This is a genomic window from Pseudomonas putida (assembly GCF_028682175.1).
GTDB classification, from domain to species: domain Bacteria; phylum Pseudomonadota; class Gammaproteobacteria; order Pseudomonadales; family Pseudomonadaceae; genus Aquipseudomonas; species Aquipseudomonas putida_AD.
In genome coordinates this window covers 57,643-70,260 of the sequence record NZ_JANHKS010000029.1, presented here as the reverse complement: position 1 = coordinate 70,260, position 12,618 = coordinate 57,643, and the positions used below count along the sequence as shown (strand labels likewise).

The 12,618-nt window shown below is 60.3% G+C and carries 16 protein-coding genes; 7 read left to right on the top strand and 9 right to left on the bottom strand.

Going from position 1 to position 12,618, the window contains the following annotated elements:
- Nucleotides 1-20: 20 nt before the first annotated feature.
- A complete protein-coding gene (locus NPS29_RS19260; protein WP_274134344.1) occupies nucleotides 21-800 on the bottom strand; it encodes a phosphate/phosphite/phosphonate ABC transporter substrate-binding protein in 780 nt (259 codons plus the stop codon).
- Between the two features lie 8 nt (nucleotides 801-808).
- Nucleotides 809-1,750 (bottom strand): fatty acid desaturase, encoded by a 942-nt coding sequence (locus NPS29_RS19255; protein WP_274134343.1) that lies wholly within the window; start codon nucleotides 1,748-1,750, stop codon nucleotides 809-811.
- A gap of 155 nt (nucleotides 1,751-1,905) precedes the next feature.
- Between NPS29_RS19255 and NPS29_RS19250 the strand changes: the two genes are divergently transcribed.
- A complete protein-coding gene (locus tag NPS29_RS19250) occupies nucleotides 1,906-2,736 on the top strand; it encodes a class I SAM-dependent methyltransferase (RefSeq protein WP_274134342.1) in 831 nt (276 codons plus the stop codon).
- Nucleotides 2,737-2,920: 184 nt separating this feature from the next.
- On the opposite strand, the gene def is transcribed toward NPS29_RS19250, so the two are convergent.
- From def to NPS29_RS19235, 3 genes are all read right to left on the bottom strand, one after another.
- A complete protein-coding gene (gene def, locus NPS29_RS19245) occupies nucleotides 2,921-3,460 on the bottom strand; it encodes a peptide deformylase (RefSeq protein WP_274134341.1) in 540 nt (179 codons plus the stop codon).
- A gap of 58 nt (nucleotides 3,461-3,518) precedes the next feature.
- Entirely contained in the window at nucleotides 3,519-4,505 is a 987-nt protein-coding gene (locus NPS29_RS19240; protein ID WP_274134339.1) for a YihY/virulence factor BrkB family protein, read from the bottom strand.
- Between the two features lie 244 nt (nucleotides 4,506-4,749).
- On the bottom strand, nucleotides 4,750-4,941 hold the full coding sequence (locus NPS29_RS19235) for a CsbD family protein (RefSeq protein ID WP_274134337.1): 192 nt from the start codon (nucleotides 4,939-4,941) through the stop codon (nucleotides 4,750-4,752).
- Between the two features lie 241 nt (nucleotides 4,942-5,182).
- On the opposite strand from NPS29_RS19235, the gene NPS29_RS19230 reads away from it, so the two are divergent.
- Entirely contained in the window at nucleotides 5,183-5,563 is a 381-nt protein-coding gene (locus tag NPS29_RS19230) for a hypothetical protein (protein ID WP_274134335.1), read from the top strand.
- Between the two features lie 133 nt (nucleotides 5,564-5,696).
- On the opposite strand, the gene NPS29_RS19225 is transcribed toward NPS29_RS19230, so the two are convergent.
- A complete protein-coding gene (locus NPS29_RS19225) occupies nucleotides 5,697-6,104 on the bottom strand; it encodes a DUF2177 family protein (RefSeq protein ID WP_274134333.1) in 408 nt (135 codons plus the stop codon).
- Nucleotides 6,105-6,131: 27 nt separating this feature from the next.
- On the bottom strand, nucleotides 6,132-6,968 hold the full coding sequence (locus NPS29_RS19220; protein ID WP_274134332.1) for a CvfB family protein: 837 nt from the start codon (nucleotides 6,966-6,968) through the stop codon (nucleotides 6,132-6,134).
- A 368-nt stretch (nucleotides 6,969-7,336) separates the two neighbouring features.
- Between NPS29_RS19220 and NPS29_RS19215 the strand changes: the two genes are divergently transcribed.
- The 4 genes from NPS29_RS19215 to NPS29_RS19200 all read left to right on the top strand — a co-directional run bounded on the left by NPS29_RS19215 (nucleotide 7,337) and on the right by NPS29_RS19200 (nucleotide 10,033).
- Complete coding sequence (locus NPS29_RS19215) at nucleotides 7,337-7,516, top strand: hypothetical protein (protein ID WP_274134331.1); 180 nt, start codon at nucleotides 7,337-7,339, stop codon at nucleotides 7,514-7,516.
- A 181-nt stretch (nucleotides 7,517-7,697) separates the two neighbouring features.
- A complete protein-coding gene (locus tag NPS29_RS19210; RefSeq protein WP_274134330.1) occupies nucleotides 7,698-8,183 on the top strand; it encodes a hypothetical protein in 486 nt (161 codons plus the stop codon).
- Between the two features lie 170 nt (nucleotides 8,184-8,353).
- Nucleotides 8,354-9,097: a TorF family putative porin gene (locus NPS29_RS19205; protein WP_274134329.1), complete on the top strand. Its 744-nt coding sequence runs from the start codon at nucleotides 8,354-8,356 to the stop codon at nucleotides 9,095-9,097.
- A gap of 63 nt (nucleotides 9,098-9,160) precedes the next feature.
- Complete coding sequence (locus tag NPS29_RS19200) at nucleotides 9,161-10,033, top strand: DUF6279 family lipoprotein (RefSeq protein ID WP_274134328.1); 873 nt, start codon at nucleotides 9,161-9,163, stop codon at nucleotides 10,031-10,033.
- A 129-nt stretch (nucleotides 10,034-10,162) separates the two neighbouring features.
- Here NPS29_RS19200 and NPS29_RS19195 read toward each other — a convergent pair whose 3' ends face one another.
- Nucleotides 10,163-10,558, bottom strand: a complete 396-nt coding sequence (locus tag NPS29_RS19195; RefSeq protein ID WP_274134327.1) for a transcriptional regulator — start codon at nucleotides 10,556-10,558, stop codon at nucleotides 10,163-10,165.
- Nucleotides 10,559-10,739: 181 nt separating this feature from the next.
- Between NPS29_RS19195 and NPS29_RS19190 the strand changes: the two genes are divergently transcribed.
- Entirely contained in the window at nucleotides 10,740-11,015 is a 276-nt protein-coding gene (locus NPS29_RS19190) for a hypothetical protein (protein WP_274134326.1), read from the top strand.
- A 127-nt stretch (nucleotides 11,016-11,142) separates the two neighbouring features.
- Here the strand turns inward: NPS29_RS19190 and NPS29_RS19185 are convergent, their stop codons facing one another.
- Entirely contained in the window at nucleotides 11,143-12,495 is a 1,353-nt protein-coding gene (locus NPS29_RS19185; RefSeq protein WP_274134325.1) for a DEAD/DEAH box helicase, read from the bottom strand.
- Between the last annotated feature and the right edge of the window lie 123 nt (nucleotides 12,496-12,618).

Sequence of the window (12,618 nt, the reverse complement as noted above, 5' to 3'; positions counted from 1 at the left end):
CCCGCCGGCAAGCCGCGCTGCTACGGAAATTCGAAACCCGCCTCACGCGCCTGGCGCTGATAGTCCAGAAGCACCTGATAATCCGCCTCGCTCGCTGGCAACACTTCCCGGATCGCCAACACCGCCGCCACCTCAGGCAAATCCCTGAGCGCCTGGTTCATTGCCCGGCGAATCCCTTCCCCATCCGCCTCCAGCCGGGTGATGTATGGCAGGCAGGGCCCCGCCGCCGTGCGGCCTATCACCTTCAACCCCGCGACTTCGTCACTGGCATCCCGCGCCAGATAGTCGAAGGTCACGCTGTCGATGGCCGCCAGATCGCCCTGCCCTTGCTTGATCGCCGCAAGGCTGTTGCGATGCCCGCCGGTGACCGACACCGTTCCGAAAAACCGGCCGCTCTGCTGTAACGGTGCCAAGGCATGGCGCAACAGGTTCATCCCGGAGTTGGAGTCGGTTGAATTGATGAGTCCCCGGCTGCCGCGAAAATCCGCCAGTTGCTCGCGCGGATCATCGGCGCGGGCCACCAGCAGGCTGCAGTGAAAACCTTCGCTGGCGTGGGGCAGCTCGTACACCGGCCGTCCCACCACCTGCACCTGCCCGCGCAGTGCCGTCATCAGCGGATAGCCGCAGGTCTGGGTCAGCAGCAATTGCGGCGAGAGCCAGAGCGCGTGAAGGTCCAGACCAGCAGCATCCAGGCGCTCAACTCTGAGAATTTCAAGCACGCGCGCCAGCCAGCGACCTTGGGCCTGCTCCACCCGCTCAGGGCTGACGTACATCAATAATTCGGCGAAACCCTGGGCCATGTTCGACTCTAGACGTGAGGATGTTGGGGGCTGTCCACAGGGTTGAAACTGTGGCGTCGAAAGAGTTCAGCATACCCCGGCAGCAGAAAACCACCGCTGCGCGCCAGCCACTGCTCGCGACGGGCGCGGTACACAGTGGGAATGTGATACCAGGCCAACCCCGGCAAGTCGTGGTGCACCAGATGCAGGTTGAGGTTCAGGAACAGCCAGCGCCACGGCCAGCCGGCCTCGTTGATCACCGTGCGTTGCTGCGGCTGCTCGTCGGGGCGGTGCTCGTAGTAGGAGCGCACCATGGAAATCGCCAGCGCAGGAATCGTGATGAACACCAGGTAGTGCCAGCCGGACATAATGCTGACGCGCTCGATGAAACTGAACATCAACAACAGAAAGAAGCCGTGGGTCGACCACATGAACCAGGCCTTGTCCTCGCCACGCACCAGTCGTTCGGATTGCTCGACGACCAGACTGCCCAGCGCCAGGGGAACACCGAACACCAGACGTCCGGGCGGGGTCTTGTCGAGCCAGCGCAGCAGGCGCATCACCTGGCCCGTGCGCTGCCAGCCCGACTGGCTGAGGTAGCGGCTTTCCGGATCCAGCCCCGGCACGGTCAGGTCCTCGTCCCGGTGGTGCTGCATGTGGGTGTCGCGATACAGCGTGTAGGGGTACCAGACCGCGAACGGCGCGTAGCCCAGCACCTTGTTCAGCCATAGCCAGCGCGTCGGGTGGCCGTGGAGCAATTCGTGCTGCAACGACATCCACAGCACCAGCAGAGGAATCAGCAGCAGGGTGGTCGGCCAGAGACCCAGTTGCGGGCTGAGCAGCAGCAACCCAGGCCAGGCGCTGTAGACGCCGATCAACAGCAACCAGGTCGGCCACTCGGTCCGGCCGGTAAAGGACGCGCGCAGACGGGTGATGTCGTCACGCTGGGCGTCGTCGAGATAATTGGGCATTTTCACTCCTGCACCTGAGTCATATCACTAGGTGCAACGAGCGATGAAAATCCTGTAGATCAATTGGTTATCTCGACCAAACCAAATGTGCCATCCGCTGCCCGGTGGCGCGTGCTAGCCTCGCCCATCACCTCATGCAGTTGAACGGGACGCACATGAAACCGACGCTTCTGGCTTTCTCTCTTGCGGCGCTTTTTGCCGCGACACATGCCTCTGCCGCAACCCCCGCCCCCACGTCCAACGTCAGCCACGAACAGTTCGCCCAAGTGCTCAAGGGCGACTGGCGCGTGCCGCAAAACGCGGCCCGCGATCAGTACCGTCATCCCGAGCAAACGCTGCAATTCTTTGGTTTGCGCAGCGACCAGACCGTCATCGAAATCACCCCTGGCAACGGCTGGTACAGCGAGTTGCTGGCGCCGTTGCTCAAGGACAAGGGGCACTATGTTGCGGCGATTGTCGACCCGACCGTGAGCGACTACGCGAAGAAATCCGCTGAGAGCCTCAAGCAGAAATACGCAGCCGACCCTGCGCATTACGGCAAGGTCGAGGTGGTCCAGTACCTGCCCAAGGCGCCGGTGTTCGGCAAGCCGGGCTCGGCCGATACCGTGCTGACATTCCGCAACGTGCACAACTGGGTAGATGCCGGCAACGAAGCAGCGACCTTCAAGGCTTTCTACACAGTGCTCAAACCGGGCGGCACCCTGGGCGTGGTCGATCACCGCGCCAAGCCAGGCACCACCGCCAGGGACAACGAGAAGAACGGTTACCTGCCCACTGACTACGTGATCAGCCTGGCCAAGGCCGCAGGTTTCACCCTGGCCGGCGAAAGCGAAGTCAACGCCAACCCAAAGGACACCAAAGACTATCCAGACGGCGTCTGGACACTGCCACCGGCGCTGGTCAAGGGTGACGTGGACAAGGACAAATACCTGGCCATCGGCGAGTCGGATCGCATGACCTTGCGATTCATCAAGCCGGGCAAATGAGCCTGTCGTAACCCTCGCGGCATGCACATAACCCCTGTGGGAGCGAGCTTGCTCGCGAATGCGGTGTGCCAGTCAGCGAGTCTGCTCCTGACGCGCCGCTTTCGCGAGCAAGCTCGCTCCCACAGGAATTCGCCGTCGTATCGGAAACCTGAGATCAGGTACGTACACCTGGGGCGATCAACGATCAATCATCCGCATTCGGGTCCATGTCCGGGAACAGCACTTCGGTGAACCCGAAGCGGCTGAAGTCGGTAATGCGTGACGGGTACAGACGGCCAATCAGGTGGTCGCATTCGTGCTGCACCACCCGCGCGTGAAAGCCCCGGGCGACGCGCTGGATCGCCTTGCCATCGGGGTCGAAGCCTTCGTAGCGAATGTGCTCGTAACGGTCGACCACGCCGCGCAGCCCCGGCACCGAAAGGCAACCCTCCCAGCCTTCTTCAAGGGTCTGTTCCAGCGGCGTGATGAGGGGATTGAGCAGAATGGTCTGGGGCACCGCTTCGGCATCCGGATAGCGCTCGCTGCGCTCGAAACCGAAGATCACCAGCTGCAGATCGACGCCGATCTGCGGCGCCGCCAGCCCGACTCCGCCGACGCTGCGCATGGTTTCGAACATGTCGTCGATCAGCGTCTTCAGCTCTTTGGAGCCGAACATCGATTGGGGTACGGGCGGGGCGATGCGCAGCAGACGCTCATCGCCCATCTTCAGAATTTCATGGATCATGAGAGAACCTTGTCAGTGGGCGGATGCGCCGTTCAGACACATCCTGCCACAAAACCGGTCAGTGCTTGTCGGTCCGCAACACCGGGTCAGGCTGCAGATCGTCGTGATCAAGGGAGTGATCACGGCCAAGGCCCGAGACATGCTGCTTGGTGTAGGTCGAATCGACGCCGCCGTCACCGGCGACCTTCTCGCCCTTGTCCTTGCCTTCCGCGGACATATGCTCGATCACCGCATTCATCTCCGCGCCCAGCAGCAACACCGAGGCCGAGATGTAGAAATACAGCAACAGCACGATGATCGCTCCGATGCTGCCGTACATGGCGTCATAGTTGGCGAACGTCTTCACGTAGTAGGCAAAGCCCAGAGACGCAAGAATCCACACCACCACCGCCAGCACCGACCCGGGGGAAATGAAGCGGAACTCCTGCTCCACGTCGGGCATGACGTAATACATGGTCGCCACCGAAATCATCAGCAGCAGAATGATCACCGGCCAGCGCAGGATGGTCCACAAGGTGACGATGAAATCTTCCATGCCGATCTGCGCAGCCAGCCAGTTCATGACCACAGGGCCTGTAACCATCAGCGCAGCAGCCGCCAGCAACATCCCGGCAAAGCCCACGGTGTACAGCACCGACAGTGGAATGCGCTTCCACACCGGACGCTCTTCGACCACGTCATACGCCGCGTTCATGGCGCTCATCATCAGGCGCACGCCCGCCGAGGCACTCCACAACGCGATGACGATACCGATCGACAGCAATCCACCCTTGGACTGCTGCAACTGGTCAATCACCGGATTGACCTGCTCCAGGGCCATGGGCGGCAGCACCAGCTCGGACTGCAAGCGCAGCCAGCTGAAAAAATCAGGGAGGTGGAGGAAACCGATCAGGGCGATCAGGAACAGCAGGAACGGAAACAGCGAGAACAGCATCTGGTAGGCCAGCGCCGAGGCGTAGGTCGACATCTCGTCGTCGAGAAACTCTTTGACCGTTCTGACCAGCACCGTCGACAGACGTAACTGGCGCAAATCCGGGAATATCATGGCGTCTCCTTTCGCGACGTAGACGTATCTGAAACACATTCACCTATACGAGCGGGCAAACGCTCTGAAATTCCGTGCGGCCGCCTGTACGGACCGGGTTTTTACATAGAGTTAAGCACTTTTGCCATGTCTGATTGGTTTCAGAACATCTTTCACCGGATGCGATGACGGCCATCAAGGGATGGCCGTCATCGTTCATTCACTTGTTCCGCTTGAGGTCATGACCCTGCAAGCGCGATGGCCGTCAGGCCTTGTCGACGCCTTTTTTCACGGCGTCCTTGGTCTTGCCAACCGCTTGTTGCGCTTCGCCCTTGAGTTCTTGCGCCTTGCCTTCTGCGCGCAGTTTGTCGTTGTCGGTCGCCTTGCCTACACCCTGCTTGACGTTACCGGCTGCTTCGTTGGCCATGCCTTTTACTTTATCGGTAGTGCTGCTCATGGGAATTTCTCCTGGGCTTGAAAGGTGTCATCACCTCGACGCAACGGTTGACTGGCCTGTGTCGCGCAGAGTTTCAATTATTTTTCCCAGCGGTTCGCGAGCAGATGTAACGGCGCTTTTCACGACGCGAGATGAGTTTTGACTTTATGTTTGCCCCGCAACCCCGGAGAATGCGCGGCCGAGCCGACCTGCGCCTATCATGCAGCGTCAGGTTCACGAAACATCAGATCCCGGGAACATTATGAAACTCGACAAACAGCAGGCCATCGCGCGCCGCAATGAGCAACTGGGCGGTGCCGTGCTGGGCACCAACAACACCCACTTCGCGGTACTGGACCACAAGCGCAACATCTGGTGGTTCGACCTCCCAGTGAGCCGCCTGGCGGTGGGTCAGTACGAATGGCTGCACCTGCTGCTGCACACCCCCAGCACCGATGAGCTGATCCACCTGAAAGTGACCACCAGATTCCTGCGCGAGCACAAGGAAGGCGTGGTGATTCGCAACGAAGGCAAGCGCAAGTCCACGGTGAGCCTGGAGTTGTCGGCGGACAAGGACTCGTACCTCAAGGACATGCGGCCCAATGGCGCGAACCTGAGTTTTGCGGGGTTTGTGCAGAAGTAACGCTTCAGGGACGCCCGGTTATATCGGGATTGCGCGTAGACCACGTTCCTGTAGGAGTGAGCTTGCTCGCGATGACGGTATGTCAGTTATTGCATGAGTGCCTGACAAGCCGCCATCGCGAGCAAGCTCACTCCTACAGAGAACCAAATCGGCGTACCACCAGGTAGCCCGCCGCGCCTGCCACGCCCGAAGCAAAGGTGCCCCAGGCCCAGTCGATCAGCGCCAGTTGCGCGGGCCAGCCGCTAAGCGTTGCCCAGTTGGTCAGGTCATAGGTGCCGTAGGCCATCAACCCCAGCAGCGCACTGTGGCCCGCTGCATGCCCAAGGCTCGACGCGCGCACCCCGGGCAACACGCCAAACACCACGATACCGGCGACGTAGATCAGATAGAACAGCACCGCCGGCAATATCACCGGCTGCGCCAGCATCAAGGGTCCGAGCCAGTCGCGGTAGGTCGGCCCCATCAACAGCCCAAGCCAGAGCCCGTCGAGCAGCAGGAACGCTGCGAGAGTGGACAGGTACGCGCCGAGCAGTCGTTTCATGGGACCATCCTCTGGTGAACCGCGTGGTCAGACCAGCTCGATGCGGTCTGGGTGAATCACGATCTGGCCCTGTTTGTACAACGCGCCAATGGCCTTCTTGAAGTTGCCCTTGCTCACGCCGAACAGGTCACTGATGACCGCCGGATCGCTCTTGTCGCTCACCGGCAACACACCGTTGTTTTCACGCAACTTGCCGATGATCTTGGCATTCAGGCCCGTGGCCAGTTGTTCGCCCACCGGTTGCAGGCTCAGGCTGATCTTGCCGTCACTGCGCACTTCCTTGATGAAGCCTTTCTCCTGTTTGCCCGAACGCAGGAACTTGAACACTTCGTTCTTGTGGATCAGGCCCCAGTGCCGGTTGTTGATGATGGCCTTGAAACCCATCGCGGTTTCTTCCACCACCAGCAGGTCCACTTCCTGGCCTGCACTGTAGTTGGCAGGCGTCTTGTCCAGGTAGCGGTCAAGGCGCGTGGTGGCAGTGATGCGGCGGGTGTGCTTGTCGAGGTAGACGTGCACCACGCAGTAGTCACCGGCCTTGAGCGGGCGTTTTTCCTCGGAATACGGCAGCAGCAGATCCTTGGGCAGGCCCCAGTCCAGGAAGATACCGATGCTGTTGACTTCAACCACTTTGAGGCTGGCGAATTCACCGACTTGCACTTTCGGCTTTTCGGTCGTTGCGATTAATTTGTCATCGCTGTCCATGTAAATGAACACATTAAGCCAGTCTTCATCTTCACTGGGCGTATCCTTGGGAATATATCGATTGGGCAGCAATATCTCGCCATCTTGTGCCCCATCAAGATACAGACCGAAGTTTGTATGTTTAACCACTTGCAAACTGTTGTAACGCCCGATTAAAGCCATGTGCAGATACCCTCATAACGTGGGCGGCATTCTACCCGAGTTTGGCAGCACATTCGCGGTCCTGCGAACGAGCCGCCTCGAAGCCTTCGCCACGCCTTGAAAATCAAGGTATTGGCAGCACCGGACAGCTTGACCGGTTCGGCAAGCGGGCCGCTCGTCAGGTTGCGGCGAACATATCGCAGCCCAATGAGCTCGCAAAAATCCGGCAAGCTGGCAATTAAAACAGGCAGTTAGACGATTGTTCCGAGGAATGAATAGCCTCGTGAAATTCGGGCCACTGGCTGTCAAGGCTATATTTACCGGGCTATTTTGCGGCCAGTGAGATAAGATGGCCGGCCGTATTAATTTTTTATAGGTTAATTACAGCCATGCGCGTAAAAGCATCCCAGTCGAAAGCCAAGCCTGCTCCCGCCGTTGAAACCAGCGACTCGATCAACGCTCAGATCGCAGCTTTCCTGAAATCCGGCGGTGAAATCCAGCAGATTGCCAAAGGCGTCAGCGGCCAGACCTACACCACCTCGAAGCAGATCTCCCTGGGTAAAAAGTAAATTTTTCCCCGCCTGCGCGGTCGACATCCAGGCGCCTTGATTCCAGGGCGCCAGGTCCATCGCCCTGCTGTTCCGAAAAAGCTCTGCTTTACTGTCACGTCATGATGCGTTCGTCCTGAACGACCCAGGCGTACAGGCTGGACGATGCCCTGATCACCAGACATCTCTGCGGAACCCCTACATGAAAAAATGGATGTTTCTCGGCGCACTGCTATGCGTTGGCCTGGGTGGATGTGCGACACACGGTTGTGACACCGCCACCGTAGGCAGCAACTGCCGCACGGACTACCTCCTTTTCCAGAATGACATGCTCCAGGCGAAGTGGATCATCAACGAACGCCGCCAGGAGAGCTACGAGCTGGCCAATGCGCTGCTGGCCCGCGCGGCTCGCCAGGACAAGACCGGCGAGGCCGAGTTTTATCAGGCCGTGCTGCTACTGCGCCTGAACGCCTCGGGCCCTCAGGTCCACGACATGCTCCAGGAATCGGCCGATCGCAAGTACCCGCTGTCCATCGCATTGCTGGCGCAGCTGTCGGGATCGGTGGATCAGGAAAAGGCTCACATGTACCGCCTCAAATACGATGAACTGGACGTCGCCAAAAGCGGCTATCCGTCATTTGCCCAGGCGCTGGTGGTGGTCAACAAGCTGATTTCCCAGAACAACTGATCGCGAAGTTCGGATTTTCTGCGACGAATCGACCAGCGGTCGAAACATCGCGGCATTCGCCGGTATGCTTGCGAGGCTCTAGCTCGCGGTTCCTGTCGTATCATCGGGGTTTTGCCACAACGCCGACAGGACATTTTCGATCCACTCCTCGCAATCCCAAGGAGTGAAGCATGCCTCATGCTCGCCTTTTCAACCGGCAGGCCACTGCCCTGCTCGTCTGTGCCCTGCTGGTGCACACGCACGCCAGCGCCCAGGTGATGGAGCGCGATCTGGGCGACTTCAGCCTCAAGCTCGGCACCACGCCCAGCCGCAGCATGGCCCAGGGGCTGGTGACGCCCAGCGCGGGGGATTCGGCGTTTCATGGCGGCCTGGACCTGACCCACGAGAGCGGCTTCTACTTCGGTCAATGGTCCCCCAGCGCGGGCTTGACGCCGGACACCACGCTGGAAGTCGATTCGTACATGGGCTTCAAGAAGCCGTTCGACAAGACCCTGGGCTACGAGCTGGGCGTCATCCGCTACAGCTACCCCAACACCGACCAGATCGACAGCCACGAGCTGTACGCCGGGTTTCGCATCTTCGACAGCCGCATCGGCACCGCTTTCAGCACCGACGCCGGGCGCCAGGACAGCACCCTGTTCCTGGACCTTGGCGGGATCGTGCCGCTGGGCCTGGACATGCGCATGCAATACGGCAATCACCAGCTCGACTCTCCGGCCATCATCGACGGTGGTGGCATGGTCAGCGCTTACAACGACTGGTCGTTCAACGTCTCCCGTCCCTGGCTCGGCATGGACATGAACCTGATGTACAGCGGTTCGAGCCTGAGCGGCGCGAGCTGCACTGCCTACAGCGGGCACAACAGCCAGTGCGAAAGCACGGTGACCCTCAAAGTGGTGCGCTCATTCTTCTGATGGGCTGAACCGCCACGGCCCGGCTTGCTCTATAACTGGGAGACGAAACGGCAAGGAGCTGTCATGCGTACCCTGTTCAAGACCTGCATTGCGTTGTGGCTGAGCCTGATGCTGCTGGCAGGCTGCAGTCAGATCGGTCTGACGTACCGGCATCTGGACCTCATCATTCCCTGGTCCCTCAACGACTACCTGGACATGAATGCCACGCAAAAGGACTGGCTCGACGAGCGTCTCAAAGAGCACTTGAGCTGGCACTGCACCACGCAGATTCCCGACTACCTGGCCTGGCTTGATCGCCTCGAAGGGATGGTCCAGAGCAATCAGGTCAACGAAGCCCAACTCAAGGCGCGCACCGCCGAAGCGCGCCAGGCCATTGCCACCGTTTCGCGGGAGATCACGCCGTCGGCGGTCGAACTGTTGCGTCAGCTCAATGACCAGCAAGTGGCGGAGATGGAAGCGGCCTTTGCCAAGGACATGCGCAAGCACGAATCCGAATACGTGGACCAGCCACTGGACCACCAGATTGCCGACCGCGCACAGCGCATGGAAAAACGCCTGAACCCGTGGATCGGCAAACTCAGCCCGGTGCAACGCGAGCGCGTGATGCAGTGGTCGACTTCGCTGGGCGAGCAGAACCGCCTGTGGATCGACAATCGCGCCCACTGGCAGTCATTGCTGGTGACAGCGGTCAAACAGCGTCAGGCGCCGGATTTCGATCAGAAGATTGCCAAACTGCTGCAGGATCGCGAAACGTTCTGGACGCCCGAATATCGCGCGGCCTACGACCATACCGAGCAGGCGGCGATAGCGTTGATCAGCGACCTGATGGCGCAAAGCTCACCGGAGCAGCGTCAGAAGTTGATGGAGAAGATCGCGGACGTGCGGCATGATTTCAATAATCTGAGTTGCTTGAAGGCCGCGAATAAAGCCTCCTGAAATCACTTCACCCCGTAGCAGCACGGCTTGCCGGCGGGGGCGGTGTGTCTGTGACGCATTTATCGTCTGACACACCGCTCCCGCCGGCAAGCCGTGCTGCTACGGGTCGGAGGTGATGCGCAAAATGGGTTACGCCACCTGCGCCTTGGACGACACCTCGTCAAAGGTGTCCGGGTCCAGCGCATCGGCCTGCTCATCGAGCACCTGACGCGGGTGGTCGTTGCCCGGGATGCTGCTGTCGATCATCGCCAGCAGGCTCGCACCGCGCGGAGTCAGGACGAAATTCTCGCCGTTGCCGCCCTCTTCTTCCGGACGAGATTCGATGAATCCGCGTTTGAACAGCAACGCCTCAAAGTCGGCAGCGCGCATTTTCAGGGCGTCCAGGTCACCGGTGCTTTCACCCTCGGCGGCCTTGGCGGCGGCGTGTTCCTCGGCGTATTTGCGGGGAGCAAACGGCTTGTCGGCGCTGTTTTGCACCTCATGCAGCAGACGTTCGATCAGATCCCAGTCGTATTTGTCAGACATATCCAACCTCCAGGAGCAGGGATGAAAACCCGTGACGTCCGGCCAGCGGGCTTGGTGCTCAGAGTTGTGACCGGGCGTAGCGGTAGCCGTTCAGCCGGCTGGCCCAGCGGTCAATGCCTGAACTTTCCCCTCCCCTTGCGCCTCCATTCAAGTAAGCCCGCACTGGATACAGAGGCCACCCATGAAAACCCTGACAAGCATTACCGCTGCGCTCATGCTGCTGGCGGCCACGCCCCTCTGGGCCTGCACGCCCGAGGAGGCACAAGCCAAGCGCGAACAACTGGCGCAGGAAGTCGAGAAACTGACTCAGCAGAACCCGGCCAAGGCCAAGGAGCTGAATCAGGAGATCAAGGACATGCAACTGGAAACCGCGTCCAAGGACGTACCGGACAAATGCCAGTTGATCGATCAGCGGTTGAAGGAGATGGATGAAGCCGCAAAAAAAGCCGACGGCTAACACATACCCGTAGCAGCACGGCTTGCCGGCGGGAGCGGTGTGTCTGTGACGCATTGATCGTCTGACACACCGCTCCCGCCGGCAAGCCGTGCTGCTACGGGAACGGGGTATTTAGCGAGAGATGGAGTTACTCGCTGACCGCCGGGCGGGTCACGCGCTTTTTCAGGGGCGCCATGCCGTCCTGGCTGACCAGCGACTCGGCCTTCGGACGGTTCACCGTCTTGCGCTTGGTCGGGCCCTTGGCGACGGCTTTTTTCTTGTCGCCCTTCTTGTCACCCTTGCCGTCGGTCTTTTTCTTCTTCACGCCCACGGCCTTGCCCGACGCCTTGACCTTTTTCGGCCCGGTGTAAGTGCCTTTGACTTCCTTGATGGTGCGGCGCTCGAACTTCTGCTTCAGGTAACGCTCGATGCTGGACATCAGGTTCCAGTCACCGTGGGTGATCAGCGAGATCGCCAGACCCTCGGCGCCCGCGCGGCCAGTACGGCCGATGCGGTGCACGTAGTCGTCGCCGGTGCGCGGCATGTCGAAGTTGATGACCATGTCCAGGCCCTCGACGTCCAGGCCACGGGCCGCGACGTCAGTGGCCACCAGGATCTTCACCCCGCCTTGCTTGAGGCGGTCGATCGCCAGCTTGCGGTCTTTCTGGTCCTTCTCGCCGTGCAACACGAAGGTCTTGTACTCCAGCGCGACCAGACGGCCATAGATGCGGTCAGCCATGGCGCGGGTGTTGGTGAAGATGATCGCCTTCTTGTACGTCTCGTTGGCCAGCAGCCAGTGCAGGACCTGTTCCTTGTGCACGTTGTGGTCAGCGGTAATGATCTGCTGGCGGGTGCCTTCGGCCAGTTCGCTGACGTTGTTGACCTGCAGGTGCTGTGGATCCTTGAGCACCTTGGCGATCATCTCGCGCAGGCCCGAACCACCGGTGGTGGCAGAGAACAGCATGGTCTGCTGGCGGTTGGCGCACTCGCCGGCCAGGCGCTCGACGTCTTCGGCAAAGCCCATGTCAAGCATGCGGTCGGCTTCGTCCAGCACCAGCAGCTCAACGTGCTTGAGGTCCAGGTTGCCCGCGTTCAGTTGCTCCAGCAGACGGCCAGGGGTGCCGATCAGGATGTCCGGGACCTTGCGCAGCATGGCGGCCTGGACCTTGAAGTCCTCGCCGCCGGTGATCAGGCCGGCCTTGATGAAAGTGAACTGGGAAAAACGCTCGACTTCCTTGAGGGTCTGCTGCGCAAGCTCGCGGGTCGGCAGCAGGATCAGTGCGCGAATGTCGACGCGCACCTTGGCCGGGCCGATCAGGCGGTTGAGCATCGGCAGCACGAACGCGGCGGTCTTGCCGCTGCCGGTTTGCGCCGTCACCCGCAGGTCGCGTCCTTCCAGCGCCAGCGGAATGGCCGCTGTTTGCACAGGCGTAGGCTCGACGAAATTGAGTTCGGCCACGGCTTTGAGCAGGCGTTCGTGCAGGGCGAATTGGGAGAACACGGGTGTTACCTCGGCGGAATGCGAAAAAACAGTCGCATAGGTTACCGGTTTAAGGCGCCTTAGCCGAGCCTCTTTAGCGCCAACGGCCGATTTTGTTACAGGATTTCGCCTGTGCACTGGCTT

What these genes read in the sequence shown, in the direction of transcription:
- NPS29_RS19255 (WP_274134343.1), bottom strand. Translation starts at nt 1,750, where the DNA reads ATGCCCAATTATCTCGACGACGCCCAGCGTGACGACATCACCCGTCTG.
- NPS29_RS19210 (WP_274134330.1), top strand. Translation starts at nt 7,698, where the DNA reads ATGAAAAAATGGATGTTTCTCGGCGCACTGCTATGCGTTGGCCTGGGT.
- NPS29_RS19190 (WP_274134326.1), top strand. Translation starts at nt 10,740, where the DNA reads ATGAAAACCCTGACAAGCATTACCGCTGCGCTCATGCTGCTGGCGGCC.
- NPS29_RS19215 (WP_274134331.1), top strand. Translation starts at nt 7,337, where the DNA reads ATGCGCGTAAAAGCATCCCAGTCGAAAGCCAAGCCTGCTCCCGCCGTT.
- NPS29_RS19230 (WP_274134335.1), top strand. Translation starts at nt 5,183, where the DNA reads ATGAAACTCGACAAACAGCAGGCCATCGCGCGCCGCAATGAGCAACTG.
- NPS29_RS19195 (WP_274134327.1), bottom strand. Translation starts at nt 10,558, where the DNA reads ATGTCTGACAAATACGACTGGGATCTGATCGAACGTCTGCTGCATGAG.
- NPS29_RS19260 (WP_274134344.1), bottom strand. Translation starts at nt 800, where the DNA reads ATGGCCCAGGGTTTCGCCGAATTATTGATGTACGTCAGCCCTGAGCGG.
- def (WP_274134341.1), bottom strand. Translation starts at nt 3,460, where the DNA reads ATGATCCATGAAATTCTGAAGATGGGCGATGAGCGTCTGCTGCGCATC.
- NPS29_RS19200 (WP_274134328.1), top strand. Translation starts at nt 9,161, where the DNA reads ATGCGTACCCTGTTCAAGACCTGCATTGCGTTGTGGCTGAGCCTGATG.
- NPS29_RS19250 (WP_274134342.1), top strand. Translation starts at nt 1,906, where the DNA reads ATGAAACCGACGCTTCTGGCTTTCTCTCTTGCGGCGCTTTTTGCCGCG.
- NPS29_RS19205 (WP_274134329.1), top strand. Translation starts at nt 8,354, where the DNA reads ATGCCTCATGCTCGCCTTTTCAACCGGCAGGCCACTGCCCTGCTCGTC.
- NPS29_RS19235 (WP_274134337.1), bottom strand. Translation starts at nt 4,941, where the DNA reads ATGAGCAGCACTACCGATAAAGTAAAAGGCATGGCCAACGAAGCAGCC.
- NPS29_RS19240 (WP_274134339.1), bottom strand. Translation starts at nt 4,505, where the DNA reads ATGATATTCCCGGATTTGCGCCAGTTACGTCTGTCGACGGTGCTGGTC.
- NPS29_RS19220 (WP_274134332.1), bottom strand. Translation starts at nt 6,968, where the DNA reads ATGGCTTTAATCGGGCGTTACAACAGTTTGCAAGTGGTTAAACATACA.
- NPS29_RS19225 (WP_274134333.1), bottom strand. Translation starts at nt 6,104, where the DNA reads ATGAAACGACTGCTCGGCGCGTACCTGTCCACTCTCGCAGCGTTCCTG.